Consider the following 25,565-nt stretch of genomic DNA (forward strand, 5'->3'; position numbering starts at 1 on the left):
CGCCAAATAGAAAAAAGCCCTTGTCTTGCGACAAGGGCTTTTTGAATTGGCTCCTCCTACTGGACTTGAACCAGTGACATACGGATTAACAGTCCGCCGTTCTACCGACTGAACTAAGGAGGAATTGTAATTGGTGCCCAGAGACGGAATCGAACCGCCGACACGGGGATTTTCAATCCCCTGCTCTACCGACTGAGCTATCTGGGCAAATGGTGCCGGCTACCGGAATCGAACTGGTGACCTACTGATTACAAGTCAGTTGCTCTACCTACTGAGCTAAGCCGGCACACTTTAAACCATTGTGCATGAACAAATTTTTTATTTCATGGCACCAAAATTGGTGCCCAGAGACGGAATCGAACCGCCGACACGGGGATTTTCAATCCCCTGCTCTACCGACTGAGCTATCTGGGCGTGGGCGCTATTAAACGGATTTTAAGGCGGATGGTCAACGGGAAATTTCACTTTTTGTCTCGTTCGTCTCTTTTTTGCGCAACATCGTCCATTTCTGCCATTTCCTCGGCACAAGCCGCGCGTTTTCGCCCCCAGACTCTGGGTTCCTCCCCCTTGAGCAGGCGGGAGATATTCTCGTGATGGCGGATCAGAATGAGGCAGGAGAGCAGGGAGACTGGCAGGGTATATTCGGGTTTGAGCAGATAGGTAAAGAGCGGCGTCAGCAGCACGGTAATAATGGAGGCCAGCGATGAGTAGCCGCTCACCAGCAGCACCAGCAGCCAGGTGCCAATCACGGCGCCCCCCATGGTAAAGCCGATGGGCATCATGGTGCCAAGAGCGGTGGCGACCCCTTTACCACCACGAAAATGAAAGAAGATTGGATACATATGGCCGAGACAGGCGGCGACCCCGATAAAGCCGAGGTAGACGGGTTTGATCTGCAGATACCAGGCGAGATAGACGGGCACAGTGCCCTTGAGCACATCGAGCAGCAGCACCACCAGCGCCGCCATCCGGCCACCGAGGCGCAGAACATTGGTTGCCCCCGGATTGTGGGAGCCATGATCCCGCGGGTCGGGAAGACCGGAGCAACGGGAGACCAGCACAGCACTGGATAGTGAACCACCCAGGTAGGCCAGAATAATCATCAAAATCGTCAGGGCCGTCATCTTGGTCGTTTTTACCACGATATGAATGGGGTATGATGCGGGCCACATACGCTGGCATGGGCCCATGCCCACCCAGAGCGCCTCGGCAAGCCTGTTGCCCGGCCAGCATCCCTGCGCTGTCATCACAGCCCATCAAGAGTAAAGAAGAAGTACAGTCATGGACAAGGTGTTTATTCGCGGACTCGAAGTTTTGACCACCATAGGTGTATATGAGTGGGAGAAGGGCATTCGCCAAAAGCTCCGTTTTGACCTCGAGATGGGGTTCGACAACCGCCCCGCGGCAGCAACCGACGACATCAATCTGGCACTGGATTATGCCGACCTCTCCAACAAGATTTGCGAGCATGTCAGCGGCAAGGTGGTTGAACTGGTCGAAACCATGGCCGAGCAGGTCGCCATGCTGGTTCTGACCGACGAGCGGGTACAGTGGGTCAAGGTGACCCTCACCAAGCCGGGCGCCGTGCCCAATGCCGCCGGGGTCGGCGTCGAGATCCTGCGCCATCGCACGCCGGCCGCGAGCAGCAACTGATGACCACCATCTATATCAGCCTCGGCTCCAACATCGAGCGGGATCGCCATATCCGTGCCGGACTCGATGCCCTGCACGCCGAATTTGGCGAGCTGCGGGTCTCCCGGGTATTCGAGAGCGAGGCGGTCGGCTTCAACGGCCGCCCCTTCTACAACCTGGTGGCGGCTGCCGAGACCGATCTGCCGCTGGCCACCGTCTGCCAGCGACTGCGGGCCATGGAGTTCGCCCACGGCCGCGAGCCGGATGCCAAAAAGTTCGCCCCGCGCACCCTGGATCTCGATCTGCTGCTCTATGGCGATCGGGTCTGCGACACCCCGCTGGTGCTGCCGCGCGGTGAAGTGCTCACCAACGCCTTCGTGCTGTGGCCGCTGGCCGAACTGGCCCCCAATCTGCGCCACCCCGTCGATGGCCGCACCATGGGCGAGCTGTGGCAAGCCTATGACAAGGCCTCCCAGCAGCTGTGCCCTATTCCCTTTCACTGGGAAGCGTGCGAATTGCAGCATCACTGATCCGCAAGGGCGCCTCACGGCGCCCTTGTGGTTTCCACAGACAGGGTTGCTTATCACGGATAAGAAAGTGTCATTGGGCCTGACCCTGCGAGGCTGGCAGGATAACGCCCACTACAGGAGAACCCCATGCCACTCGATACAATTCACCACTTTAACTGCCAGCTGCTGGCAGAACTGCCCCACCAGCACTATGAGCATGAACCCATTCTCGACTACGCCACCGATGAAAAGGTCAAGGCCCGCCTCGGCTGGCAGGCGGAGTTCAGCAAGACCCTGTTTCTCAAGTTCAAGGATGGCCGCTTCGCCCTGCTGCTGACCCACAGGGACGGACGGCTCGACAACAAGGCGGTCAAGGCCGCACTCGGTGCCAAGCCCTCCATCTGCACCGCCGAAGAGATGCAGGCGGAGATCGGCTGCCTGCCGGGGGCGGTCTGCCCCTTCCTGCCCCGCGCCGATATTCCGCTACTGGTGGATCCGCAACTGCTCAACCACACAGCCTTCACCTGGACTCCGGGCCACCCGGAGCAGACCTTTCTGCTGGCGACCGAGCATCTGGCCGAGGTACTGGCGCAGCTCCCCTGCGAGGTCAGCTATCTGCCCGCGCCGACGTCGTAGCCCCATCGCGCGCCAGCTGGGCGAAGATCAGCGCAGCCAGCATGGAGAGCAGCCCGACACAGAGGTAGGTAAGGTGGAACCCGGCCAGCCACTGGCCCTCGGCCACTAAGGTGCCCGCTGAGGTGCCCGCCGAGAAGAGCCCGAGCAGGCTGGCGGCAATCGCCACCCCCAAACTCATGGAGAGCTGCATCACCACCGAGAGCAGACCGTTGCCACTGCTGGCCAGGGTCGGGCTGAGATCTTGCAGCGTGAGAGTGTTCATGGCGGAGAACTGCAGCGAGTTGATGGCGCCGAAGATCGCCAGCCACCCCAGCAAGACTCCGTAAGGGAGCTGGTTGTCGATAAAGTAGAAGCTGGCGATCATCGCCCCCAGCAACAGGGTGTTGCCGATCAAAATGCGGCGATAGCCCACCTTCGGAATCAGCTTGTTCACCAGCGTCTTGGTCAGCATGGCGCCAATCACGGTGGGGATCATGGTCATCCCCGCCTTGCTCGGGGAGAAGCCGAGCCCCAGCTGCAGAAACAGCGGGGTGAGGAACGGCATGGCGCCGCTGCCGAGGCGGGCAAACAGGTTGCCCCAGATGCCGATGGCAAAGGTGGTGGTCTTGAACAGGTTCAGGCTAAAGAGCGGCTGCGGTGCATTGGCAGCATAGAGCCAGTAGCTCGCCATCGCCGCCAAGCCGAAGATCAGTGCAAACAGCGCCCAACCGGTGGAGATGCTGTGCTCCCCCAGACCCTGCAAGCCGACCGACACCAACACCATGCCGACGCTGAACATCACAAAGCCCTGCCAGTCGAACCGGGCGGTCTGCTGCCGCAGCTCCGGCATAAAGTGCCAGCTGGCGATAAAGCCGAGCAGCCCCACCGGCAGGTTGATGAGGAACACCCAGTGCCAGCTCGCCACTTCCACCAGCCAGCCACCGAGCGCCGGCCCCATCAACGGGCCGAGCAGCCCAGGGATGGTGACAAACGACATCACCCGCAGCAGCTCGTGCTTGTCATAGACCCGCAGCACCGCCAACCGCCCCACCGGCATCAGCAGCGCACCGCCAATCCCCTGAAGCACACGGGCGGCCACCAGCATGGAGAGCGAATTGGAGGCGGCGCAGGCGAGCGAGCCGAGGGTAAAGAGCGAGATGGCGGCCAGATAGATGCGGCGGGTGCCGAATCTGTCAGCCAGCCAGCCGGAGGCCGGGATCAGCAACGCCACCGTCAGCATGTAGGCGATGATCACCGACTGCATCTGCAGCGGGCTCTCTCCCAAGGTCTCGGCCATGCTGGGCAGGGCGGTGTTGAGAATGGTGCCATCCAGCGCCTGCATAAAGAAACCGACCGCCGCCAGCAGGGGCAGCCACTTGCGCTGGGCATCTGTCACTGTGTGGCTCATTGCCACCTCCATTATTTTTGCGGGGGAGCGGCGGCGGTCAGGAAGAGATCGACACAACTCAGGGTCCAGGCATCCTGCTCGGCAGCACTCTGGGTCAATGGCAGACCCAGCTCACGGAGCATGCGCTCCTTGCCCTGCCACATCAGCAACAGCTGCAAGGCGGCCTGTTCGCTGTCTTGATGGCACAGCAGGCCTTGCTGCTTTTGCTGCTCCAGCCAGTTGGACAGCATCTCGGTCACATAGAGCGGGCCCGCCTCGAAAAAAAGGGTGGCCAGCTGGGCATCGTTGCAGCTGATGCAGGTGCGAAAGATATTGATGGCATCATCGCTCAGGATCAACTTGCGAAAGCTGCGACCAAAGGCAATCAGACTCTCCCGCACATTGTTGCCACGCAGCAACACCTCCGGCATCAGCTCGCTGCTGACGCACTTGCTGCCCACCGCTTCGGCAAACAGCGACTCCTTGTTGGCAAAATGGCTGTAGACCGTCTGCTTGGAGACGCCCGCTTCACTGGCCACCATGTCCATGCTGACCAGATGCAGACCGTGCTGACAGAAGAGCCGCCCTGCAGCATCGAGGATCGCAGCCCGCTTCTGCTGACTACGGGGTGAAATGTTCATTTTTCCTCCACAATCAAACTGGACAGTCTAGTTTCGAAAAACTAGACTCACCGGTGTGATTTGATGTTATGTCAACCAGAGGATGATGTCATGACACTTTGCTTAATCCTGCTGGCGCTGTTACTGAGTGGCTGCAGCCCGGTCACAGAGTCAGAAGAAACACCCGCCCTGACCCGGGTGATCGCCCAGCCGCTGCAAGCCAGCGATCACTACCCGGTGCTGCACCGTTTCAATGGCCGGGTGATCGCTCCCGAGCACAGCCAGATAGGCTTCGAGCTGGCAGGGCGGATCGCCACTCTGCACAAGGGACGCGGAGAGCCGGTCGCGGCCGGCGAACTGCTCGCCACACTGGACACCCGGCTGCTGGCAGTGGAAGCCAAAGAGCTGGCCGCCCGGGCCGCCCAGAACGAGGCCGAGCTGACCCTTGCCCGGCAGACGCTCGAACGACTCACCGCCCTGCGCCAGCAGCAGTTCAGCTCCCGTCAGGCGCTGGATGAACAGCAAGGCAAAGTCCGCATGCTGGAGGCAAGCGCCAACCAGCTGGCCGCAGCCCTCGAAGCCAACCGGGTCAAACAGGAGAAATCACAGCTGCGTGCGCCCTTCAACGGAATCGTAGTCAGCCGCGAGCAGGCATTGGGGGCCGTGGTGGCCGCAGGCCAGCCTCTCTTCTCCCTGACCCGCAGCGGCCAGTGGGAGGCCGATATCGGCGTACCGGTGAAACAGGCCGAGTCCCTGATCGTCGGCCAACACTATCCCCTGCAAAGCGGGGCGCAATCACTGGAGGGGCGCCTGCTTAATCTGGGGGTACAAGTGGACGGGCAGACCCACACCCGCACCGCCCGCTTCCAGCTGACCCGGGGCGGCGAACAGCTGGCAGAGGGGCAACTGATCACCCTGTTGCATCAGACCCGCGAGCCCACCCGCGCCTACGAGGTACCGCTCACCGCGCTGACCCAGGGATTGCGCGGCAGCTGGACCCTCTATCTGCTCAATGATGAAACACCACCCCGGGTGGTCAGTCGGGACGTCACCCTGCTGCAGCAAGATGGCGAGCGGGCCTGGATCAGTGGTGCCCTGAATGGACAGGAACAGCTGGTGACCGATGGCCTGCATAAACTGGTGCCGGGCCAGCAGGTCACCCTGACCACCAGCGTGGCTCATCAGGCAGGCCATCCGGAGCCACAGTCATGATCCGCCCGTTTATCGAGAATGGCCGCCTGCTGTTGTTGACGGTCGCGCTGCTGCTGACGGCCGCCCTTGCGGCATTGCAGACCCTGCCCAGAACCGAAGATCCCCAGCTCACCAGCCGCTTTGCCAGCGTGGTTACCCACTTTCCCGGGGCCAGCGCCGAGCGGGTGGAAGCGCTGGTGAGCGAGCCCATCGAGAACCGGCTGCGGGCCCAGAGCGAGATCAAGCTGATCGAGTCGAGCTCTCGCCCCGGTCTCTCCATCATCAATCTGGAGCTCAAGGATGAGGTCAGCGATGTCGAGCCCGTCTGGTCCAGAGTCCGTGACCGGCTGGCAGATCTTGCCGCCGGACTGCCAGCCGGCGCCAGTGCCCCCAAGCTGGATGATGAGAAGGGCTACCCCTTCACCCGGCTGGTCAATGTGGTCTGGCGTGGGCCGGGCCAGCCACAACTGGATCGCCTCGCCCGCTACAGCGCCGAGCTGGAACGCCGGGCTCGCCAGCTGCCGGGCACCGAATACGTCGAGCGGGTCGGGGCACCGCAGGAGGAGATCGAAGTACGGTTCGATCCCCTCGCCCTCAGTGCCAGCGGCATGAGTGGCGAACAGCTTGCCCAGGCGCTGAGCGGTGCCGATGCCAAAGTGGCCGCCGGGGAGTTGCAAGGCAGCCACAATCGCTTTCAGGTGGAGATCCGTGGCGCCCTCGATACCCTGGAGCGGATCCGCCAGATCCCGCTGCGTACCGGCGAGCAGGGCCAGACCCTGCGCCTTGGCGATCTGGCCGAGGTACGGCGTACCCTGCACCAGCCGGAGAGCCAGCTGGCCTTTGCCAATGGTGAGCGGGCCGTGGTGGTCGGCCTGCGCATGACACAGGATCACCGCATCGACCTCTGGTCGGCACGGGTCGATACCATGCTGGCCCAGCTGGAACAGGACTTGCCGGATAATATCGGCCTCGTCACCAGCTTCGATCAGCAGCGTTATACCGATCAGCGGCTCGACACCCTGCTCATCAACATTGTGCAGGGCTTCCTCATCATAGTGGCGGTGCTGCTGGTGACCTTGGGGGTCAAGGCCGCCATTATCGTGGCCCTGTCGCTGCCGCTTACCGTGGCGTTCTCTTTCGCCTGCATGAACCTGATCAATCTGCCCATTCACCAGATGTCGGTCACCGGTCTGGTGGTGGCGCTCGGGATCATGGTGGACAACGCCATCGTCATGGCGGATCGGGTGCAGTATCAGCGCCGCCACGGCATGGCCATGAGTGCCGCCGCACTGGAAGCCATCGGCCACCTCTGGCTGCCACTGCTGGGCTCCACCCTCACCACCATGCTCGCCTTTATGCCGATCATTCTGATGCCGGGCCCGGCGGGCGAGTTTGTCGGCGGTATCGCCTGGGCGGTGATCTGCTCGCTGCTGGGATCCTACCTCATCGCCCACACCCTGGTGGCTGGCCTCGCAGCCCGCTGGATTGCCAGTGACCAGGGGGGACGCTGGTATCAGGATGGCTTGCACCTGCCCCGGGTGAGCGCCCGTTTCCAACAGAGCATCGCCATGGCGCTGGCTCACCCCTGGCGTACCCTGCTGCTGGTCAGTCTGCTGCCCCTGCTCGGTTTCTGGGTGGCGGGCCGCCTCACCGAACAGTTCTTTCCCCCTGCCGACCGGGACATGATCCACATCGAGGCCAGCCTCTCCCCACAGGCGAGCCTGGCGCGCACCCGCGAGCTGGCACTGGGGATCTCCGCCGAGCTGGCCAGTCTCCCCGAGCTGGTTCGTCAGGATTGGGTGGTGGGCGACAACGCCCCCAGCTTCTACTACAACCTGGTGCCCAGAAAACAGGGGCGGGCCGATTACGCCCAGGGGATGATTACCCTGCAGGATGCCGATGCTGCTGAGCGGCTCATTCCACAACTGCAGCAGCGGCTCGATGCAAAATTTCCCGAAGCGCAGATCCTGGTGCGCAAGCTGGAACAGGGGCCGCCTTTCAATGCCCCCGTCGAGCTGCGGCTGTTTGGCCCCGACCTTGAACAACTACACCGTCTGGGAGAGGAGCTGCGCAGTCTGCTCGCCAATACCCCAGCCGTGGTGCAGACCCGCGCCACCTTGCAGGCAGGGGCACCCAAACTCTGGTTGCAGGTCGATGAGGAGGCTGCTCGGCTGACAGGCATGAGCCTGACCGATGTTGCCTCCCGGCTGGCGGGCGCACTGGATGGCAGGTTGGGCGGCACTGTGCTGGAAGGCACCGAGTCAATCCCGGTTCGGGTGCGACTGGCCGAACCCTTGCGTCAGGATCCGGATGCGCTGCTCAATGTGCCGCTGTCGCTCACCGGCACCGGCCAGCAAGGGGTAGCCAATCTCACCTTGCGGGCACTGGCCACTCCCGAGCTGCTGCCAAGCTGGGGGGAGATCAGCCGTCGGGATGGTGAGCGGGTCAATGTGCTGGAGGCCTATCTGGCGGTCGGCGTACTGCCGCAAACCGTGCTGGAGCAGGTCAAAGAGAGGCTGGCCGCCCAGGCGCTGGCGTTGCCACCGGGCTATCGACTGGAGTTTGGCGGGGAAGCCGCCAAGCGAGATGAATCGGTGGGTAATCTGATGGCCCATGTCAGCCTGGTCGCCGTGCTGCTGGTGGCCGTGCTGGTGCTCAGCTTCAACTCGTTCCGGCTGGCAGGCATCGTCACCCTGGTGGCGATCCAGTCGGCTGGGCTCGGCCTGCTGTGGGTCTGGCTAATGGGCTACCCCTTCGGGTTTACGGTGATCATCGCTCTGCTGGGACTGATGGGGCTGGCCATCAACGCCGCCATCGTCATTCTGGCCGAGCTGAAGGCAGACCCGCTGGCACAGCAGGGCAATCTGCCGCAGATCCGCGATCTGGTGGCCGGTTGCAGCCGCCACATCGTCTCGACCACCATCACCACAGTGGGCGGCTTCATCCCGCTATTGCTGGGGGGCGGCGGCTTCTGGCCCCCCTTTGCCATCGCCATCGCCGGTGGCACAGCGCTGGCGACCCTGCTCTCGTTCTACTTTGTGCCGGTGGCGTTTGTGCTGTTCAACCGTCGCCGTCCTGACCCAGTGCAGGAGAGCTGCAACGCGCAAGATCAGTTGTCGGGCTGACCCAGCATGGCTTTAAGCCGCTCTTCCAGAGTGGGCTCGGGGGCCTTTAAGGTCGCCATAAAGAGCTGCTCGATACCGGCCTTGTCCTGACTTTTCACGATAAACACCAGTCGGGACTGGGCCTTGCCCTCCGGCCAGTCACCCAATGCCTGCAGCGGATAGAGCTGGCCGTGGACGCCGTGGATCACCACCGGCTGGCTCTCCCCTTCCAGCTGCAAGATCCCCTTGAGGCGCAGCAGGGCATCGCCATACTGCGCCTGCACCGCATCGATGGCGGCCAGCAGACGAGAGGGCTTGAGCGGCTCGCCGATACGCAGGGAGAAACTCTCGATGTTGCCGTGCTCGAAGTGGGTGGGCGCAGCTGTGCCCACCTTGGCGGCGAACGGTTGCATCTTCGGCTGCATGGGTGACGCCAGCCCCTGCTTGGGGGATTCGGTGCGCAGCCAGGCCAGCAGCTGACGCACATCGCGCCCCGCCGCTTCGTTGTAGGCGCCGAGCTTCTCCAGCACCTTGGGCGACAGCTCGCCATTGGTCACCTGCTGGATGGGGGCCGCCGGATTGAGTGCCGCCAGCTGGGCTTCGACCCGCGCCAGCTGTTCGCCGTCCACCAGATCCCCCTTGCTCACCACCAGCAGATCCGCCAGTGCTACCTGTTTCACCGCTTCATATTGAGCCGCCAACTGCTGCTCGATATGGCCGGCATCCACCACGGTGACGGTGCCATCGAAGCGGTAGCGCTGGGCGATAAAGCCCTCTTCCCTCAACGTGAACAGCACGGGGGCCGGATCGGCGAGGCCTGTGGTCTCGATAATCAGCCGCTTGAACGGTTTGACCTTGCGCTGGATGGCCTTCATAAAGAGCCCCTGCAACGCCTCCACCAAAGAGCCCTGCACCGAGCAGCAGATGCAGCCGGAGTCGAGCAGCATCACCTGCTCATCCACCTGTTGCACCAGATGGTGATCCAGCCCCACCGAGCCGAACTCGTTGATCAGCACGGCGCACTCACCAAGCTCCGGCTGCTTGACCCAGTGGTTGAGCAGCGTTGTCTTGCCGCTGCCGAGAAAGCCGGTCAGCAGGGTCACTGGGATACGGGTATCTTGCATATCGGTCATGTCAGATCCTTACCGGTTGGCAAACAGGTCGCTGAGCCAGCGGTTTTCAAAACGACCGTGGGGGTCGAGCTCGGCTTTCAACGCCACAAAGTCGTTCCAGCGTGGCAGCAGGGCCGGGAAGTCGTAGAGATCCATCGCCAGATGCTTGCCGAAATGGGGGATACCGCCAAGGGGCACCAGCAGCTGCTGTAGCTCGCGCATCTGCTCCATGGAGCCGTTGACGAAGGTGCCGTCCGCCGCCAGATAGACCAGAAAACCGATCCAGCAGACCGGCTGGCCATAAGCGGCACTGAGCCAGGCCTCGGAAGGGCCGGTGCAGCGCAGGATAAAGGGATAGTGCAACACGCCCGGATTGGCCTGCTGCCACGCTTGCAGAGTCTCCAGCGCCTCGTTCATGCGATGCAGCGGCACCGCCACCTCGCAGTTGATCTGGGGCGCCGGGATCCCCTTGCAGAGGATCTGGTAGACGTTGCCCACCAGATCGGAGGCATCCTTGAAGCGGCGTACTGTCTCGAAGTGCTCACCGGCCAGTGCCTCATCCTTGGTATCTTTCGCCATCTTCTGCAGGGTGGCATCTATGGTGGCGTTCATTCGGGCGTCGATATCGCCATCCAGCAGCAGCGGCTCGCTGCCACCGGCGCGGTAGCGGGCAACCTCCTCATCGGAGGCGGGATCCACCAGCCAGATGTGGCTCTCGCCGGTCCATGCAAACCACCAGCTCTTCACGAAGCCGTGCTCGCGGTTGAGCCGCTCGTTGTGCTCCAGGAGGAAGGGGTAATCGGTGGTGAACTTGGTGCAACGCATGATGCGGTTGGGCACGGTACGCAGGGTGACGTCGAGCAGGATGCCGAGCATCCCCATCCCCATCACGAAGGCGCCGAAGCGCGGGTCACTGCGATCCACCCGGATGATGTCGCTATTGGCCAGCATCACCGTCATCGCCTCCACCGCATCGCAGAGGGCGGACTGGTGCAGCCCCTGGCCGTGGGTGCCGGTGCTGAGGGCGCCGCCCAGGGTCTGGATACCGATAACGCCCGGGGATGCGGGCAACATCCGCTCCATGGCGATCAGCTCGGCATAAACGGTATCAAGGGGCGTCCCCGCCTGATAGGTCACTGTATCGGCGGTTTTCGCCAACTGGCCGCGCAGGTGGTGCAAGTCCACCAGCAGCGCCTGACTGCCCTCGGCATAGACGCTGTGGATGGGTTCAAAAGAGAGGCCGGAGCCGATAAGGCGCAGCTTGCGCTCGGGATGTTCCCGCAGCAGCGCTTGCAGCTCGTCGCGGCTTTTCGGGCGCCACACCTGATCCAGCGCCCCGAGGGGATTGGTTCTCGACCAGTTGAACAGCACCTCCCGATTACCGATCGCCTTGATGCTGTGAAATGCCTGGAACTGAACCGTCATACCGCGCCTCATCTTTTACTGACGTCAAAATGAGCGCCGATTCTACCGAAAAGCGAGCCACAAGGCATGGAAAACAAGCCCCTGCACTCGAGGGGGGATAGGGAGATAGCACTTCCCTACCCTGCCAGACAGGGGCGTGTCCGCCCGTCTGTCACCGATAGATCAGGTGGCGTTCGGGATGCCTCGTACCCCATCTGGCTGCCGGGTCTGTGCCTCTTCCGGCAGCAGCTCCTCGCAGAACTGGCGCAGCGGCATGGGGCGGGCAAACAGATACCCCTGCAGATAGTCGACCCCCTTGGCCCTGAGGTAGTCAGCCTGACGCTCGCTCTCCACCCCTTCTGCCACCAGCGCCAGACCGAGCCGGGTCGCCAGATCGATCACGTTGTCCACGATATGTTCCGAGAGCGACTCGGTACCGATGCGGGCGATAAAGGATTTGTCGATCTTGAGGTAATCCACATGGAACTGCTGCAGGTAAGCCAGGCTGGAGTGGCCGGTACCAAAATCGTCGATGGCGAGTTTGACCCCCATCTCGTCCAGCTGCCGGAACAGGGAGAGGGTCTGGGGGTCTGACATCAACAGTTCCCGCTCGGTCAGCTCCAGCACCAGTACCACCTTGCCGGGGAGGAAGTGGCCGAGGAAGGCGCGGCACTCGGCCAGCAGGGCAAAATCGTGGCAATGGGCGGCGCTGATGTTGAAGCTGATATGAAACCCATCGGGCAACTGCTCCTGAGAGCGGTTCAACCTTGTCGCCACCTGCTTCATGATATGGGTGGTCATGGGGACGATCAGTCCCGACTCCTCCGCTTGCGGAATAAAGAGATCGGGCCGGATCACCCCTTCATTGACATGCTCCCAGCGCATCAGCACCTCGGCGCCCATCATCTTGCCGTCGTGGCTGGCAATCAGCGGCTGCAAGTAGGGAACAAACTCCCTGGCTCGCAGGGCGCGTCGCAATTCATCTGTTGGCGAGCCGGGACGCCCCAGCACCCACCACACCAGCCAGGCCAGCAAAAGCGAGGAAACCGCCAGCCACGACAGCGCCACATGCCGCGCGGCCCACAGCGACTTCCAGTAGACCGGCATGACATAACCTGCATGGATGGTGAAAGGATAATGGGATGAGGTGAGGGCCTGGCTGATCCCGCGATGGAGGGTGGGCGCCTCGCTCAGATAGCGGCCAGACTCATTGAGCCAGGCCGACCCCACCTGCAGATAGAGCGCACTGGATTTTCCGCTCATGGAGAGCATGAAGCTGAGCTGGGTACTGTCGATGGCACTCAAGGCGGCATCCTTGCCCTGCTCGGTGCGCACCACCAGCAGCGGGTGATTTTGCCGCACCCGGTTGCCACTCATCAGCAACAGCTTGCGGCCGGTGTAGATGGAGCCGTCATCGGCATCATTGGCCTCACCAAACAGCGAAGTGCAATTGATGATGCCGTTTCGCACCAGATTGACCGAACGCAGGAAGGGCTCGATGGCGACCTTCTTGCGCAGCACCAGCAGGTTGTCGCGACAGGGAGCATTCACCAAGGGCAGCACGGAGCGATTGGCCTGCTCCGCATGATCCAGCATCGACTCCATCAGGGTTCTGGCCTTGTGGGCCGAGGCGCTGGATTCCGCTTTCAGCTCCTGCACATAATTGCTGTGGATGAGCCAACCTCCCACCAGCAGCGGCAGGGTAAAGACCAGCAAGGCACCGCCGAAGCGTAACCCGGTTCGGGAGAGATCGATCCTGAACAGAAACATAAAGAACCACGCCGCAATTCGTCAGGCCTGCCAACGCAAGCACCCAGTGAACAGATATCCACTTTCCCTCGATAACGATGCCTCATCATTACCGCACATAACCGAACAACATAACCCAAAGCGTTTATAAAACGAACCACCAAACAGGTGGTTGGATCTCTCTAGCAAGGATCGTGCAAACAATCTTCAAAAAAGACGGTGAATAACACACAAATAAATAATGCCGCGTAAATACGCGGCATTATTGGCTTCTTATCGCGCAAATCGCGCAAGAACTCCGTTAAACGGCTTGCTGCAGGATCACCGCATCGGCCTTCTTGGTGTAGGAGGCGATCTCGTTGAAGTTGAGGTAGCGGTAAGTATCTGCCGCAGTGGCATCCAGCGCCTTGGCGTATTGCAGGTACTCCGCCACAGTCGGGATCTTGCCGAGGATGGCGGCAACGGCGGCCAGCTCCGCAGAGGCCAGATAGACGTTGGCACCTTTACCCAAACGGTTCGGGAAGTTACGGGTGGAGGTGGAGACCACCGAGGCTCCTTCCGCTACTCGCGCCTGGTTACCCATGCACAGGGAACAGCCCGGGATCTCGATGCGGGCACCGACGCGACCAAAGATGCCGTAGTAGCCCTCTTCGGTCAGCTGATCCTTATCCATCTTGGTGGGCGGCGCGATCCACATGCGGGTCGGCAGCTCGCCCTGATACTTCTCGAGCAGTTTGCCGGCGGCACGGAAGTGACCGATGTTGGTCATGCAGGAACCGATGAACACTTCGTCGATCTTGTCGCCAGCCACGTCGCTCAGCAGACGGGCATCGTCCGGGTCGTTCGGCGCACAGAGGATTGGCTCCTTGATGGTGGCCAGATCGATCTCGATGATTTCGGCGTACTCGGCATCCTTGTCCGCTTCCATCAGGGTCGGATTGGCCAGCCACTCTTCCATCCCCTTGATGCGACGGGTGATGGTGCGCACGTCGCCGTAGCCTTCGGATAGCATCCATTTCAGCATCACGATGTTGGACTTCAGGTACTCGATGATCGGCTCTTTATCCAGCTTGATGGTGCAACCGGCAGCGGAGCGCTCGGCGCTGGCGTCCGCCAGCTCGAATGCTTGCTCCACTTTCAGGGTCGGCAGACCTTCGATTTCGAGGATGCGGCCGGAGAAGATGTTCTTCTTGCCCGCTTTCTCGACGGTCAGCAGCCCTTTCTGGATAGCGGCATAGGGGATGGCATGAACCAGATCACGCAGGGTGATGCCCGGTTGCAGCTCGCCCTTGAAGCGCACCAGCACGGACTCCGGCATGTCCAGCGGCATCACGCCGGTGGCGGCGGCGAAGGCCACCAGACCTGAGCCCGCCGGGAAGGAGATGCCGATGGGGAAACGGGTGTGGGAGTCACCACCGGTACCCACGGTATCCGGCAGCAGCATGCGGTTCAGCCAGGAGTGGATGACGCCGTCACCCGGACGCAAGCTCACACCGCCGCGGTTCATGATGAAGTCCGGCAGGGTATGGTGGGTCTGCACGTCGATGGGCTTGGGATAGGCCGCGGTGTGGCAGAAGGACTGCATGGTCAGGTCGGCGGAGAAACCGAGGCAGGCCAGATCTTTGAGCTCGTCGCGGGTCATCGGGCCCGTGGTGTCCTGGGAGCCGACCGTGGTCATCTTGGGCTCGCAGTAAGTCCCCGGGCGAATGCCCTTCACACCACACGCCTTGCCCACCATCTTCTGGGCCAGGGTGAAGCCTTTACCGGTATCGGCCACCGGCTGCGGGCGACGGAATACGGTGGAGAACGGCAGACCCAGCGCTTCGCGGGCCTTGTCAGTGAGGCCGCGACCGATGATCAGCGGAATACGGCCACCGGCGCGCACTTCGTCGATCAGCACGTCGGTTTTCAGTTCAAACTGTGCCAGCACCTGTTCGGTGCCGTGTTTGCAGATCTTGCCGGCATAGGGGTAGATGTCGATCACATCGCCCATTTCCAGCTTGGAGACGTCCACTTCGATAGGCAGTGCGCCGGCATCTTCCATGGTGTTGAAGAAGATCGGGGCAATCTTGCCACCCAGACAGACACCGCCAGCGCGCTTGTTCGGCACGAACGGAATGTCGTCGCCCATAAACCAGAGCACCGAGTTAGTGGCGGATTTACGGGAAGAGCCGGTACCGACCACGTCACCCACATAGGCCAGCGGGAAGCCTTTCTCTTTCAGGGCATCGATGGTCTTGATGGGGCCAACGGCGCCATCCTTGTCCGGAGTAATGCCGGGACGGGCGTTTTTCAGCATTGCCAGGGCGTGCAACGGGATATCCGGGCGGGACCAGGCGTCCGGTGCCGGCGAGAGGTCGTCGGTGTTGGTTTCGCCGGTCACCTTGAACACGGTGACAGTGATCTTCTCGGCCAGCTCCGGGCGGGAGAGGAACCACTCGGCATCAGCCCAGGATTGCATCACCTGTTTGGCGTGGACATTGCCCGCCTTGGCCTTCTCTTCCACGTCATGGAAGGAGTCGAACATCAGCAGGGTGTGGGAGAGCCCCTTGGCGGCAAGCGGCGCCAGAGTGGCGTGATCCAGCAGGTCGATCAGCGGCTGAATGTTGTAACCACCCTGCATGGTGCCCAGCAGCTCAACGGCTTCGGCGGCAGTCAGGATGGGAGAGTGGGCTTCGCCCTTGGCGACGGCGGTGAGGAAACCGGCTTTGACATAGGCCGCTTCATCAACACCGGGGGGAATACGGGAGGACAACAGCTCTTTCAGAAAGTCTTCTTCGCCAGCGGGCGGGTTCTTGAGCAGCTCAACCAGGGCGGCGACCTGCTCTGCATCCAGAGGTTTGGCAACCACGCCCTCGGCGGCACGTTCTGCGACGTGTTTACGGTATGTTTCAAGCACGACTAATTCCTCTTTGGTCTTTTTTTGGGGTTCGCCCAGGCTCGCGGCGATCGTCCTTGCGGGACACCCCGTAGGGTGCTCCCCACTATATAAGTTTTAACGACTAATTAAAATCCAAACCCTGTTTACTTATTCACCACAAAATCGTAACCAATTAAACAGACTGGTATTTTTTGAAAATTAATTGAACACCCTCAACCAGAGTTAACAAATTGGCATCATTTCGGCATTATTCGAACGTACTGCCCAATTGCAGATAGAAGACGTCATTGCCCCCCTCCGCCATGCCGTAACCGAGGAACACAGGGCCGAGGAAGCTCTCCACCCCGACATAAACCGAACCGGCGGTAAACGAGCTCTCCAGACTGATATCCTCCCCCTTGTTCCAGACCCCGCCCTGCTCCAGAGATCCACCCAGATAGAGCGGCATCTTGAGGGCACCGAAGTCATTGTCTGCCACCCGATAGATGTAGCGCAGGCCACCAAACAGGCTGTAGCGACCGCTCAGCTGGTAGCGCTGGAAACCGGAGAGGCGGAACAGCCCGCCCAGATCCTGAATATGCAGCGGCACCACCTCTTCACTGCCCGAGCCGCCCCCTTCGAGGATCAGATTGAGGCTGTGCCTGTCCCATGACCAGGGCTTGATCATCGAGAGCTGATAGTTCCAGCCTTCACTGCGACCATCTGCCGACTCGAGTCCATCCACACTGACGTGGGAGTGGCCCAGTTTCATATCCCACTTCACCCCCTGATAGGGGAAATAGCGGCTATCCAGATTGTCGTGTTCAAAGCGGACATAGGGGCCCCACGCCGTGGCATCCATCTCCAGCCCCTTGAAGTTCTTCACATCAATCGTGCCCAGTTGTCCCTCCAGCCCCATCGACAACCTGCTCCAGGGCTGGCGGTTCCAGCCCACCGCCAGATCGCCGCTGAAGAAGGAGTATTCGGAGTCGAGATAGCTTATCGAAACCGTCTCGGGATCCGGATTGGGGAAAAACAGGCGGCGCAGGGTCTGGTCATAGGCCAGACTCGCCTCACCATAGAAGGTCTGGGAGGGTTCGAGCGGGGTATAGAAGTCGGTCTTGATATGTTTGGCCGTGCCCAGCGACGCCTCGGTCAGCCACTCCGCCCCCCACTCGTTGACGTTGGTGAGGGTATAGGACATGCCGACGTTGTAGTTGGAGGTGTTCTCGAAGTCATCGGTGAAACCGAACTGGAAGTTGAGGTAGCCCGGCCCCCAGTTCTTCTCGCTGGCGTCCACCAGCAGCACGTTTTCCCCGTCACGCTCCTCCACCTCGTAGGTGATGCGATCGAAGGACTCCAGCGCGTAGAGGCGGCGAATGCCCGCTTCCAGACTCTCGTTGGTCTGCACCTTGTCCGGCCGCACTTTCAGCATGGCGCGCACCGTCTCGTCGGAGAGGCGCGACTTGTTGATGATCTCCACCTTGTCGATGAAGTAGGCGGGCTGACCGCTACGCTCGGCACGGCGGCTCAGCTTCTGGTTGCGATAGGCGTTGTACTGCGCCTTGGTGAGCGACAGCTTATCGAGTTGCAGCGACACCTTGTCAGCCGCCGCCTCACCGATCTTGATCCCCTCCGGCATCCGGGCAAAATCGGCGATCCCCATATCGCCAAACTCGGGGGCAATCAGAATATCCTTCGGTCCCATCAGCGCCTTCTGCTTGTCGGTGCCCACCTGGGTCATGTAGGTGGTGAGCTGGTCGATCATCGCCAACCCTGACTTGAGGGACTCCCGGGTACGCAGCTTGGCACCGATATCCACCGCGATCACCACGTCGGCCCCCATCGCCTTGGCGACATCCACCGGCATGTTGTTGACGCTGCCGCCGTCCGCCAGGATGTGCCCCTCCCACTCCACCGGCTTGAGGGCGCCGGGAATGGACATGGAGGCCTGCATCGCCTTGGCCAGGCTGCCGTGATCCAGCACAAAGGGGGTGACCGTCTCCATGTCGGTCGCCATGGCGCGGTAGGGAATGGGGAGATCATCGAAACTCGCCTGCACCGGCAGGTTGGAGGTGGCCCCCCGCAGCAGGCTGGCCATGGATTGGCCCTGGAAGAAACCGTCCGGCAACTGGGTGGTATCGCCATTCACCCCTATGTCGGTGCGCAGCTGATACTGTTCGTTCTGCTGCTTTTTACGCAACGACAGCTCGTCGCGGCCAACCTTGTCCTGATACCCCTTGTTCCAGTCGATGGCCAAAGTGGTGCGTTCCACCTCCTCGGCACTGAGCCCCATGGCATACATCCCCGCCACATAAGAGCCCATGCTGGTGCCGACTATGATGTCGACCGGAATCCGTTTCTGCTCCAGCACCTTGAGGATGCCGATATGGGCCGACCCCTTGGCGCCGCCGCCGCTGAGCACCACCGCAATTTTCGGGCGATCCCCCTGTGCCGCCACAGCCAGCAGCGGCATCGCCGCCAGCATCACCAAAAGCAGACGGGTCCATCCCGCACCTAAGCTGCGCATCATATTTTCCATATTATTCAGAGGGTCAGTCACCAAGGATGGCCTCTACTATAAGGGGCCCGGCAGTTAGCGCAACCGTCAATCCGCATCCCGCCTGTGCAGCATGCCGACGGGGCAAGCCGCCACCCCTGTGAGCGCAAACGTAATCCGCAAATAAAGGGCTGCAAGCCTCATGGGTAGCGCCGCGCTGCCGCTAATATGAGCGTCGTCAATCTCAACCTTTTGAGCACCTTTATGCTGGCAACCCTCACTCTTAAACAGAAAATACTGGCCACGGTCACCCTGGCTGTGGTCGTCTCCTGCCTGCTGGTAGGCTACTTCAGTCAACGCTCGGCCCAGCAACTGATCGAAAACCGGATGTTCGAGCAGGAGCTCCCCAACCTGACCCAGCGGATCAGCAAGGAGATTGAACAGGATCTCCACGGCATCGCCCAGGCCGCACGCCAACTGGCCACCGACCGCTTCATCCTCGACTGGGTGGATCGGGGCATGCCCAAAGAGCAGGAGCCAATCCTCATCAACCAGCTCAAGGATGTGGCCAACCAGTATGGTCTAGTGACCGCCTCCTTCGCCGATCGCCAGAGTGCAGCCTACTACAACCAGGATGGCTTTCTGCGCAACCTGACACCCACACAAGACGCCTGGTTCTATGACTACACCAAGAGCCAGAAGGAGATGACCCTCAGCATCTTCCGCGAGAGCAACGGCGAGGTGAAGCTGTTCGTCAACTTCCAGCAGCTCAACGGGCGCGGGCTGGCCGGCTTTGCCAAATCCCTCGACACCATGGTGACCATGGTCTCCAACTTCCGGCTGGAAGAGAGCGGCATCGTCTTTATGGTCGATGGCAGCGGCAAGGTGAAGCTGCACCCCGAGGCCAACCGCATCGAGCGTGATACCCTTAGCAACATTGCCAGCGGTGATACCGGCAGCCTGCTGGCCAAACGCCCCTTTGCCGTTATCAACGCCGAAGTCAATGGCGAGCCCATGGTTCTGGCCAGCAGCTATATCCCGCTGCTCGACTGGTATCTGGTGGCCCAGGTGCCAGAAGCCGAGATCTATGCCGAGCTGGATCAGACCCGCAACGAGATCCTGATGATCTCGCTGGTGATTGCGCTGGCCATGGGGCTGATGGGGATGCTGCTGGCAGGCTCGGTCAGCCGCCCGCTCAACGAACTGGCCCGCTTGTTCAAGGAACTGGGCAGCGGCGATGGGGATCTTACCCAGCGCCTCAAGGTGGAAGGACGTGACGAACTGAGTCAGGTCGCCACCGGTTTCAACAACTTCGTCGCCAAGATCCACGGCTCCATCGAGCAGGTGGCGGAGAACTCCCGCCAGCTCGCGGCCACCGCCAACGAGGTGGCCAACAAGGCGCAGCTGACCCAGCACAACTGTACTGCCCAGCGTGACCGCACCGTGCAGGTGGCCACCGCCATCCACGAAATGGGGGCCACGGTGAGCGAGATCGCCGGTAACGCTTCGCTGGCAGCCGAAGTAGCCAGACAGGCCAACGATCAGGCCGATGCGGGTGCGGTAGTGGTGGCGCAGGCGCGCCACGGCATCGTCGACCTCTCCGGCGAGATTGAGCAGGTGGCCGGGGTTATCGAGTCGCTGGCGAGCCAGACCGACTCCATCGGCAGCATCCTCGAAACCATCCGCAGTATCTCGGAGCAGACCAACCTGCTGGCATTGAACGCCGCCATCGAGGCCGCTCGCGCCGGTGAACAGGGTCGCGGTTTCGCCGTGGTGGCAGATGAAGTGCGCAATCTGGCCAACCGCTCCGCCGCCTCGACTGCCGAGATCCAGGGGATGATCAACCGCTTGCAGGAGCAGAGTGCCCGCGCGGTCAGCGCCATGGCACAGGGACGCAACCAGAGTCTGGAGGTGGTGAGCCAGGCCGATGAGGCCAACGCCGCCCTCGGCCAGATCACCGCCCACATCACCCAGATCAACGACATGAATATCCAGGTCGCCACCGCCACCGAGGAGCAGTCCAGCGTGGTCGGCGAGATCAACCGCAACGTAGAAGACATCAACCAGCTCACCATGGAGACCGCCGATATCGCCCACCAGCTGACCGAGTCCAGCCGCAGCCTGCAGCAGCTCTCCGGTCAGCTGGACAAGCTGGTTGGCAACTTCCGACTCTGACCCCGACCTTGGCCTTGACCTAAGCCATCAACAACAGAGAGCGCCGTGGCGCTCTCTGTTGTTTTGGTGGCGACTAATCCGGCATAGCCGTCAGCCCTTGCCATCCCGTTTGCGCTGATACATCAGCTCATCCGCGCGGGTGAGCAGCTCGGCCAGGGAGACACAGCCGTGCCCGTCATAGCAGACAATCCCGGTGCTGCAGGTCAGCGCATAACCGCAACCACTGTGCTGATTGTGCTCGGCCAACATGGCATTGAAACGCTCATAAGCCAGTTGTGCCTGCGCCTCCACTACATTGGGCAACAGGACGGCGAACTCATCGCCGCCCATGCGGGCAAACACGTCTGCGCCACGAAAAGCCCGCTTGAGCAGAGTGGCAAAGGCGATCAGAGCCCGATCCCCTTCTGCATGCCCCCACCTATCGTTGATCCCCTTGAAGCCATTGAGATCCAGATAGAGCAGTGCCAGTGGCATCTGCAAGCGACTGGCCAGCGAGAGGCTCTTCTCCGCCAGCATCACGAACCCGCGCCGATTGGAGATCAGGGTCAACTCATCAATGGTGGCCAGCTGCACCGCTTCGAGCTCCCGCACTACCATCGCAGCCAGATCCTTGAGCAACCCCACATCCTCCTCGCTCAATTCCCGCGGCACCGTATCGATGATGCAGAGCGTCCCCAGTTTGCAGCCGTTGGCGATCCGCAGTGGCTGTCCGGCATAGAAGCGGATGCCGGGCCCGCCTACCACCAGCGGATTGTCGGCAAAGCGGGGATCCTGCGAAGCATCCGGCACGATAAAGGTCTCATTGCCCATGATGGCGTGGCCACAGAACGAAATGTCCCGCGCGGTCTCGCGGACCTCCAGACCGATACAGGATTTGAACCACTGGCGATCTTCATCCACCAGACTTACCAGCGCGATGGGGACATTGAACACCCGTCGGGCCATGCGGGTCAGCCGGTCAAACCGCTCCTCGGCCTCGGAATCCAGCAAAGAGAGCCGCCGCAGGGTCTCCAACCGCAATGCCTCATCGGGGGGAATGGGGGCTTCTAGCATTGTGCCTCTCTCGTCTGTGCCAAAACCTATCTTTAGCATATGGGGCTTTGTCGAAGTAGGGGCTGCAAGGAGAAAACAAAAAGCCGCTCATTCGAGCGGCTTTTTAGACAAGCGGGGAAGAAAATCACTTTTTCTTCTTGGCCTTGGCGTTCGGCAGGTCGGTGATGGAGCCTTCGAACACTTCGGCAGCCAGACCCACGGACTCGTGCAGAGTCGGGTGAGCGTGGATGGTCAGCGCGATATCTTCGGCGTCCGCCCCCATCTCGATGGCCAGACCGATTTCACCCAGCAGTTCACCACCGTTGGTACCCACGATGGCACCACCGATGACGCGGCCGCTCTCCTTGTCGAAGATCAGCTTGGTCATACCGTCGGAGCAGTCGGACGCAATGGCGCGGCCGGAAGCAGCCCACGGGAAGGTGGCGACTTCGAAGTTCAGGCCCTGTTGCTTGGCTTCCTTCTCGGTCAGACCCACCCATGCCATCTCTGGCTCGGTGTAAGCGATGGACGGGATCACTTTCGGGTCGAAGTAGTGCTTCTTGCCGGCGATAACTTCAGCGGCAACGTGACCTTCGTGAACACCTTTGTGTGCCAGCATCGGCTGACCCACGATGTCACCGATGGCGTGGATGTGCGCCACGTTGGTACGCAGCTGCTTGTCCACCTCAATGAAACCACGCTCGGTCACGGCAACGCCAGCTTTCTCGGCATCCAGCATCTTGCCATTCGGCACACGACCTACGGCAACCAGCACGTTGTCGTAACGAACAGGCTCGGCCGGAGCGTGCTTGCCTTCATAGGAGACGTACAGGCCGTCTTCGCGCGCTTCAACTGCGGTGACCTTGGTCTCCAGCATGATGTTGAATTTCTTGGCGACGCGCTTGGTGTAGATCTTGACGATGTCTTTGTCGGCAGCCGGAACCAGCTGGTCGGCAAATTCCACCACATCGATCTCGGAACCCAGAGAGGAGTAAACGGTACCCATCTCCAGACCGATGATGCCGCCACCGATAACCAGCAGTTTGCCGGGAACGGTTTTCAGCTCCAGCGCATCGGTAGAGTCCCATACGCGGGGGTCATCGTGGGGGATGAACGGCAGCTTCACCGGACGGGAACCGGCCGCGATGATGGCGTTGTCAAAGGTCACGGTAGTCTTGCCGTCGGCACCTTCCACTTCAAGGGTGTTCGGGCCGGTAAATTTACCCAAGCCGTTAACAACCTGAACTTTACGCATCTTGGCCATGCCAGCCAGACCGCCGGTCAGCTGGTTGATAACCTTCTCTTTCCACAGACGGATCTTGTCGATGTCGGTCTGCGGGGCACCGAAGACGATGCCGTGCTCGGCCAGCGCCTTGGCTTCTTCAATCACTTTGGCAACGTGCAGCAGCGCCTTGGAGGGGATGCAGCCCACGTTCAGGCAGACGCCACCCAGGGTGGAGTAACGCTCGACGATAATAGTATCCAGACCCAGATCGGCTGCACGGAAAGCAGCAGAATAACCGGCAGGGCCAGCACCCAGTACTACGACCTGGGTTTTGATTTCTTTACTCATCATGACCTCTTTGTCGTTCTTATATCCCCGGACAGCGCAGTCTTATACCGAAACGGGTGGCTGCAGCCGTGAAAAAAACGGGGCAAGTTTACGATCATGTTAATGAAATGAGAAGTAAAAAGGGCAGGCTCTGGGCCCGCCCTCTCACTTACAGGACCAGTCGACGAATGTCGGACAGCACGCCGTTCATGGTGGTGATGAAGCGAGCCCCATCAGCACCATCGATCACGCGGTGGTCGTAGCTCAGAGCCAGCGGCAGCATCAGGCGCGGCGCGAACTCTTTGCCGTTCCACTTCGGCTTCATCTCGGACTTGGAGACACCGAGGATGGCCACTTCCGGCGCGTTGACGATCGGGGTAAAGCTGGTACCGCCGATGCCACCCAGGCTGGAGATGGTGAAGCAACCGCCCTGCATGTCGGCAGCGGTCAGCTTGCCGGCACGGGCTTTCTTGGAGATCTCGGCCAGATCGCGAGACAGCTCCATGATGCCCTTCTTGTTAACATCGCGCACCACAGGCACAACCAGACCGTTGGGGGTATCTACCGCCACACCGATGTGGATGTACTTCTTCATGATCAGCTTGCTGCCATCTTCGGACAGTGAGCTGCAGAAGCGCGGGTGAGCTTCCAGCGCCTTGGCGGCGGCTTTCAGGATGAACACCAGAGGGGTGATCTTCACGTCTGCCTTCTGCTTCTCGAGCATCGCATTCTGCTCTTTGCGGAACGCTTCCAGCTCGGTGGTATCGGCTTCGTCGAACTGGGTGACATGAGGGATCATGACCCAGTTGCGGTGCAGGTTCGGACCGGAGATCTTCTGGATGCGGGTCAGCTCGACCTCTTCCACATCACCGAACTTGCTGAAGTCTACCTTCGGCCACGGCAGTACGCCCAGACCGTTGCCACCGGCTACACCGGCAGAGGCAGGAGCGGACTCGGCACGCTTGATGGCATCCTTCACGTAGGCTTGCACGTCTTCTTTGACGATGCGGCCCTTGCGACCGGAGGCTTTCACCTTGGCCAGGTTTACGCCGAACTCGCGCGCCAGACGGCGTACCGCCGGAGAGGCGTGTACATAAGCGTCGTTGGCAACGAAATCGGTCGCAGCGGCAGCAGCCTGGGCAACCGGAGCCGGAGCTGCGGCAACAGGGGCAGCGGCGACAGGTGCGGCAGCTTGAGCAACCGGCGCGGCGGCAGGAGCTGCGCCAGCCACTTCGAAGACCATGATCAGGGAACCGGTGGAGACCTTGTCACCCGCCTTCACCTTGATCTCTTTGACCACACCGGCGAACGGCGCAGGCACTTCCATGGAGGCCTTGTCACCTTCCACGGCGATCAGGGACTGGTCGGCTTCAACCTTGTCACCCACGGCAACCATGATCTCGGTGACTTCCACTTCGTCGCCACCGATATCCGGTACGTTGACCTCTTTGGCAGCGGCGGCAACCGGGGCAGCAGCCACGGGCGCGGCAGCTTGAGCCGGAGCAGCAACGGCAGCAGGCGCAGCGCCAGCCACTTCAAATACCATCACCAGAGAACCGGTAGAGACCTTGGCGCCAGCGGCAACCTTGATCTCGACCACGCGACCTGCGAACGGAGCCGGTACTTCCATTGAGGCCTTGTCACCTTCCACGGCAATGATGGACTGGTCAGCTTCTACCATGTCGCCCACGGCAACCATGATTTCAGTCACGTCCACTTCGTCGTCACCGATGTCCGGTACGTGCACATCTTTGCGCACGGCAGCGGCAGGTGCGGCGGCCAGAGCAGCAGCAACCGGTGCAACCACTTCAGCAGGGGCGGCAGCGCCTTCTGCTTCGAAGATCATGATCTGGGAACCGGTGGCAACCTTGTCGCCCACCTTGATCAGGATCTCTTTGACGATACCGGCTGACGGGGCCGGTACTTCCATGGAGGCCTTGTCGCCTTCTACCGCGATGATGGACTGGTCCAGCTCGACCTTGTCACCCACGGCCACCATGATCTCGGTGACTTCAACTTCATCGGCGCCGATATCCGGCACCATAATCTGTTTGGACATTGTGCTTTATCCTCTTGCGTCGATCCGCGTGACTGGCTGATGCCGCCACGCACATCTCGCGTTA

Annotated in this window: 17 protein-coding genes and 4 tRNA genes; 6 read left to right on the forward strand and 15 right to left on the reverse strand. The window is 61.1% G+C overall.

The features are described 5' to 3' along the window. Positions 1-47 precede the first annotated feature (47 nt). From AB5Y92_RS13790 to plsY, 5 genes are all read right to left on the reverse strand, one after another. Positions 48-123 (reverse strand) — tRNA-Asn (locus tag AB5Y92_RS13790). Positions 124-131: 8 nt separating this feature from the next. Further along, positions 132-207 (reverse strand) — tRNA-Phe (locus AB5Y92_RS13795). A gap of 3 nt (positions 208-210) precedes the next feature. Continuing rightward, a tRNA-Thr gene (locus tag AB5Y92_RS13800) sits at positions 211-286 on the reverse strand. Positions 287-338: 52 nt separating this feature from the next. Next, positions 339-414: transfer RNA gene (locus AB5Y92_RS13805), tRNA-Phe, on the reverse strand. Between the two features lie 47 nt (positions 415-461). After that, the gene (gene plsY, locus AB5Y92_RS13810) at positions 462-1,124 is read right to left on the reverse strand and encodes a glycerol-3-phosphate 1-O-acyltransferase PlsY (protein ID WP_368226986.1); all 663 of its coding nucleotides are present in this window, start codon (positions 1,122-1,124) and stop codon (positions 462-464) included. A gap of 157 nt (positions 1,125-1,281) precedes the next feature. On the opposite strand from plsY, the gene folB reads away from it, so the two are divergent. From folB to AB5Y92_RS13825, 3 genes are all read left to right on the forward strand, one after another. After that, entirely contained in the window at positions 1,282-1,653 is a 372-nt protein-coding gene (folB, locus tag AB5Y92_RS13815; protein WP_040068960.1) for a dihydroneopterin aldolase, read from the forward strand. Next, the gene (gene folK, locus AB5Y92_RS13820) at positions 1,653-2,162 is read left to right on the forward strand and encodes a 2-amino-4-hydroxy-6-hydroxymethyldihydropteridine diphosphokinase (protein WP_368226987.1); all 510 of its coding nucleotides are present in this window, start codon (positions 1,653-1,655) and stop codon (positions 2,160-2,162) included. Before folB ends, folK begins: the two co-directional genes overlap by 1 nt. A 126-nt stretch (positions 2,163-2,288) precedes the next feature. Continuing rightward, the gene (locus tag AB5Y92_RS13825; protein WP_368226988.1) at positions 2,289-2,777 is read left to right on the forward strand and encodes a YbaK/EbsC family protein; all 489 of its coding nucleotides are present in this window, start codon (positions 2,289-2,291) and stop codon (positions 2,775-2,777) included. Here AB5Y92_RS13825 and mdtD read toward each other — a convergent pair. Continuing rightward, positions 2,749-4,164 carry a multidrug transporter subunit MdtD gene (gene mdtD / locus AB5Y92_RS13830; RefSeq protein ID WP_368226989.1) on the reverse strand — a complete coding sequence of 472 codons (1,416 nt, stop codon included), beginning with the start codon at positions 4,162-4,164 and terminating at the stop codon, positions 2,749-2,751. The two genes, AB5Y92_RS13825 and mdtD, sit on opposite strands and share 29 nt — an antisense overlap. Before the next feature lie 11 nt (positions 4,165-4,175). Beyond that, a complete protein-coding gene (locus tag AB5Y92_RS13835) occupies positions 4,176-4,784 on the reverse strand; it encodes a TetR/AcrR family transcriptional regulator (RefSeq protein ID WP_005355070.1) in 609 nt (202 codons plus the stop codon). 90 nt (positions 4,785-4,874) lie between these two features. Here AB5Y92_RS13835 and AB5Y92_RS13840 point away from each other — a divergent pair, with 90 nt between their 5' ends. Continuing rightward, positions 4,875-5,975 carry an efflux RND transporter periplasmic adaptor subunit gene (locus tag AB5Y92_RS13840; RefSeq protein ID WP_368226990.1) on the forward strand — a complete coding sequence of 367 codons (1,101 nt, stop codon included), beginning with the start codon at positions 4,875-4,877 and terminating at the stop codon, positions 5,973-5,975. Further along, entirely contained in the window at positions 5,972-9,079 is a 3,108-nt protein-coding gene (locus tag AB5Y92_RS13845; protein WP_368226991.1) for an efflux RND transporter permease subunit, read from the forward strand. Before AB5Y92_RS13840 ends, AB5Y92_RS13845 begins: the two co-directional genes overlap by 4 nt. On the opposite strand, the gene AB5Y92_RS13850 is transcribed toward AB5Y92_RS13845, so the two are convergent. The 5 genes from AB5Y92_RS13850 to AB5Y92_RS13870 form a co-directional block, all read right to left on the reverse strand. Beyond that, positions 9,064-10,191 (reverse strand): GTP-binding protein, encoded by a 1,128-nt coding sequence (locus tag AB5Y92_RS13850; RefSeq protein WP_368226992.1) that lies wholly within the window; start codon positions 10,189-10,191, stop codon positions 9,064-9,066. The two genes, AB5Y92_RS13845 and AB5Y92_RS13850, sit on opposite strands and share 16 nt — an antisense overlap. Before the next feature lie 9 nt (positions 10,192-10,200). Further along, positions 10,201-11,595, reverse strand: coding sequence for a D-arabinono-1,4-lactone oxidase (locus AB5Y92_RS13855; RefSeq protein ID WP_368226993.1), 1,395 nt, complete (start codon positions 11,593-11,595; stop codon positions 10,201-10,203). Between the two features lie 162 nt (positions 11,596-11,757). Then, positions 11,758-13,344: an EAL domain-containing protein gene (locus AB5Y92_RS13860; RefSeq protein WP_368226994.1), complete on the reverse strand. Its 1,587-nt coding sequence runs from the start codon at positions 13,342-13,344 to the stop codon at positions 11,758-11,760. A 280-nt stretch (positions 13,345-13,624) separates the two neighbouring features. Next, positions 13,625-16,222 carry a bifunctional aconitate hydratase 2/2-methylisocitrate dehydratase gene (acnB, locus tag AB5Y92_RS13865; RefSeq protein WP_005355080.1) on the reverse strand — a complete coding sequence of 866 codons (2,598 nt, stop codon included), beginning with the start codon at positions 16,220-16,222 and terminating at the stop codon, positions 13,625-13,627. A gap of 229 nt (positions 16,223-16,451) precedes the next feature. Beyond that, a complete protein-coding gene (locus tag AB5Y92_RS13870) occupies positions 16,452-18,713 on the reverse strand; it encodes a patatin-like phospholipase family protein (RefSeq protein WP_368227009.1) in 2,262 nt (753 codons plus the stop codon). A 234-nt stretch (positions 18,714-18,947) separates the two neighbouring features. Between AB5Y92_RS13870 and AB5Y92_RS13875 the strand changes: the two genes are divergently transcribed. After that, entirely contained in the window at positions 18,948-20,858 is a 1,911-nt protein-coding gene (locus tag AB5Y92_RS13875; protein ID WP_069554263.1) for a methyl-accepting chemotaxis protein, read from the forward strand. A 90-nt stretch (positions 20,859-20,948) separates the two neighbouring features. Here the strand turns inward: AB5Y92_RS13875 and AB5Y92_RS13880 are convergent, their stop codons facing one another. The 3 genes from AB5Y92_RS13880 to aceF all read right to left on the reverse strand — a co-directional run bounded on the left by AB5Y92_RS13880 (position 20,949) and on the right by aceF (position 25,501). After that, positions 20,949-21,911 carry a sensor domain-containing diguanylate cyclase gene (locus AB5Y92_RS13880; protein ID WP_368226995.1) on the reverse strand — a complete coding sequence of 321 codons (963 nt, stop codon included), beginning with the start codon at positions 21,909-21,911 and terminating at the stop codon, positions 20,949-20,951. Between the two features lie 124 nt (positions 21,912-22,035). Next, positions 22,036-23,463 carry a dihydrolipoyl dehydrogenase gene (gene lpdA / locus AB5Y92_RS13885; RefSeq protein ID WP_005336123.1) on the reverse strand — a complete coding sequence of 476 codons (1,428 nt, stop codon included), beginning with the start codon at positions 23,461-23,463 and terminating at the stop codon, positions 22,036-22,038. A gap of 148 nt (positions 23,464-23,611) precedes the next feature. After that, positions 23,612-25,501, reverse strand: coding sequence for a pyruvate dehydrogenase complex dihydrolipoyllysine-residue acetyltransferase (gene aceF, locus AB5Y92_RS13890; protein ID WP_100646861.1), 1,890 nt, complete (start codon positions 25,499-25,501; stop codon positions 23,612-23,614). Positions 25,502-25,565 lie beyond the last annotated feature (64 nt).

It is taken from the genome of Aeromonas sp. R1-1 (genome assembly GCF_040908495.1).
Taxonomy (GTDB): domain Bacteria; phylum Pseudomonadota; class Gammaproteobacteria; order Enterobacterales; family Aeromonadaceae; genus Aeromonas; species Aeromonas veronii.

What these genes read in the sequence shown, in the direction of transcription:
- folB (WP_040068960.1), top strand. Translation starts at nt 1,282, where the DNA reads ATGGACAAGGTGTTTATTCGCGGACTCGAAGTTTTGACCACCATAGGT.
- AB5Y92_RS13840 (WP_368226990.1), top strand. Translation starts at nt 4,875, where the DNA reads ATGACACTTTGCTTAATCCTGCTGGCGCTGTTACTGAGTGGCTGCAGC.
- AB5Y92_RS13875 (WP_069554263.1), top strand. Translation starts at nt 18,948, where the DNA reads ATGCTGGCAACCCTCACTCTTAAACAGAAAATACTGGCCACGGTCACC.
- lpdA (WP_005336123.1), bottom strand. Translation starts at nt 23,463, where the DNA reads ATGAGTAAAGAAATCAAAACCCAGGTCGTAGTACTGGGTGCTGGCCCT.
- AB5Y92_RS13880 (WP_368226995.1), bottom strand. Translation starts at nt 21,911, where the DNA reads ATGCTAGAAGCCCCCATTCCCCCCGATGAGGCATTGCGGTTGGAGACC.
- mdtD (WP_368226989.1), bottom strand. Translation starts at nt 4,164, where the DNA reads ATGAGCCACACAGTGACAGATGCCCAGCGCAAGTGGCTGCCCCTGCTG.
- AB5Y92_RS13845 (WP_368226991.1), top strand. Translation starts at nt 5,972, where the DNA reads ATGATCCGCCCGTTTATCGAGAATGGCCGCCTGCTGTTGTTGACGGTC.
- folK (WP_368226987.1), top strand. Translation starts at nt 1,653, where the DNA reads ATGACCACCATCTATATCAGCCTCGGCTCCAACATCGAGCGGGATCGC.
- AB5Y92_RS13850 (WP_368226992.1), bottom strand. Translation starts at nt 10,191, where the DNA reads ATGACCGATATGCAAGATACCCGTATCCCAGTGACCCTGCTGACCGGC.
- AB5Y92_RS13860 (WP_368226994.1), bottom strand. Translation starts at nt 13,344, where the DNA reads ATGTTTCTGTTCAGGATCGATCTCTCCCGAACCGGGTTACGCTTCGGC.
- aceF (WP_100646861.1), bottom strand. Translation starts at nt 25,501, where the DNA reads ATGTCCAAACAGATTATGGTGCCGGATATCGGCGCCGATGAAGTTGAA.
- AB5Y92_RS13870 (WP_368227009.1), bottom strand. Translation starts at nt 18,713, where the DNA reads ATGCGCAGCTTAGGTGCGGGATGGACCCGTCTGCTTTTGGTGATGCTG.
- AB5Y92_RS13825 (WP_368226988.1), top strand. Translation starts at nt 2,289, where the DNA reads ATGCCACTCGATACAATTCACCACTTTAACTGCCAGCTGCTGGCAGAA.
- plsY (WP_368226986.1), bottom strand. Translation starts at nt 1,124, where the DNA reads ATGACGGCCCTGACGATTTTGATGATTATTCTGGCCTACCTGGGTGGT.
- AB5Y92_RS13835 (WP_005355070.1), bottom strand. Translation starts at nt 4,784, where the DNA reads ATGAACATTTCACCCCGTAGTCAGCAGAAGCGGGCTGCGATCCTCGAT.
- AB5Y92_RS13855 (WP_368226993.1), bottom strand. Translation starts at nt 11,595, where the DNA reads ATGACGGTTCAGTTCCAGGCATTTCACAGCATCAAGGCGATCGGTAAT.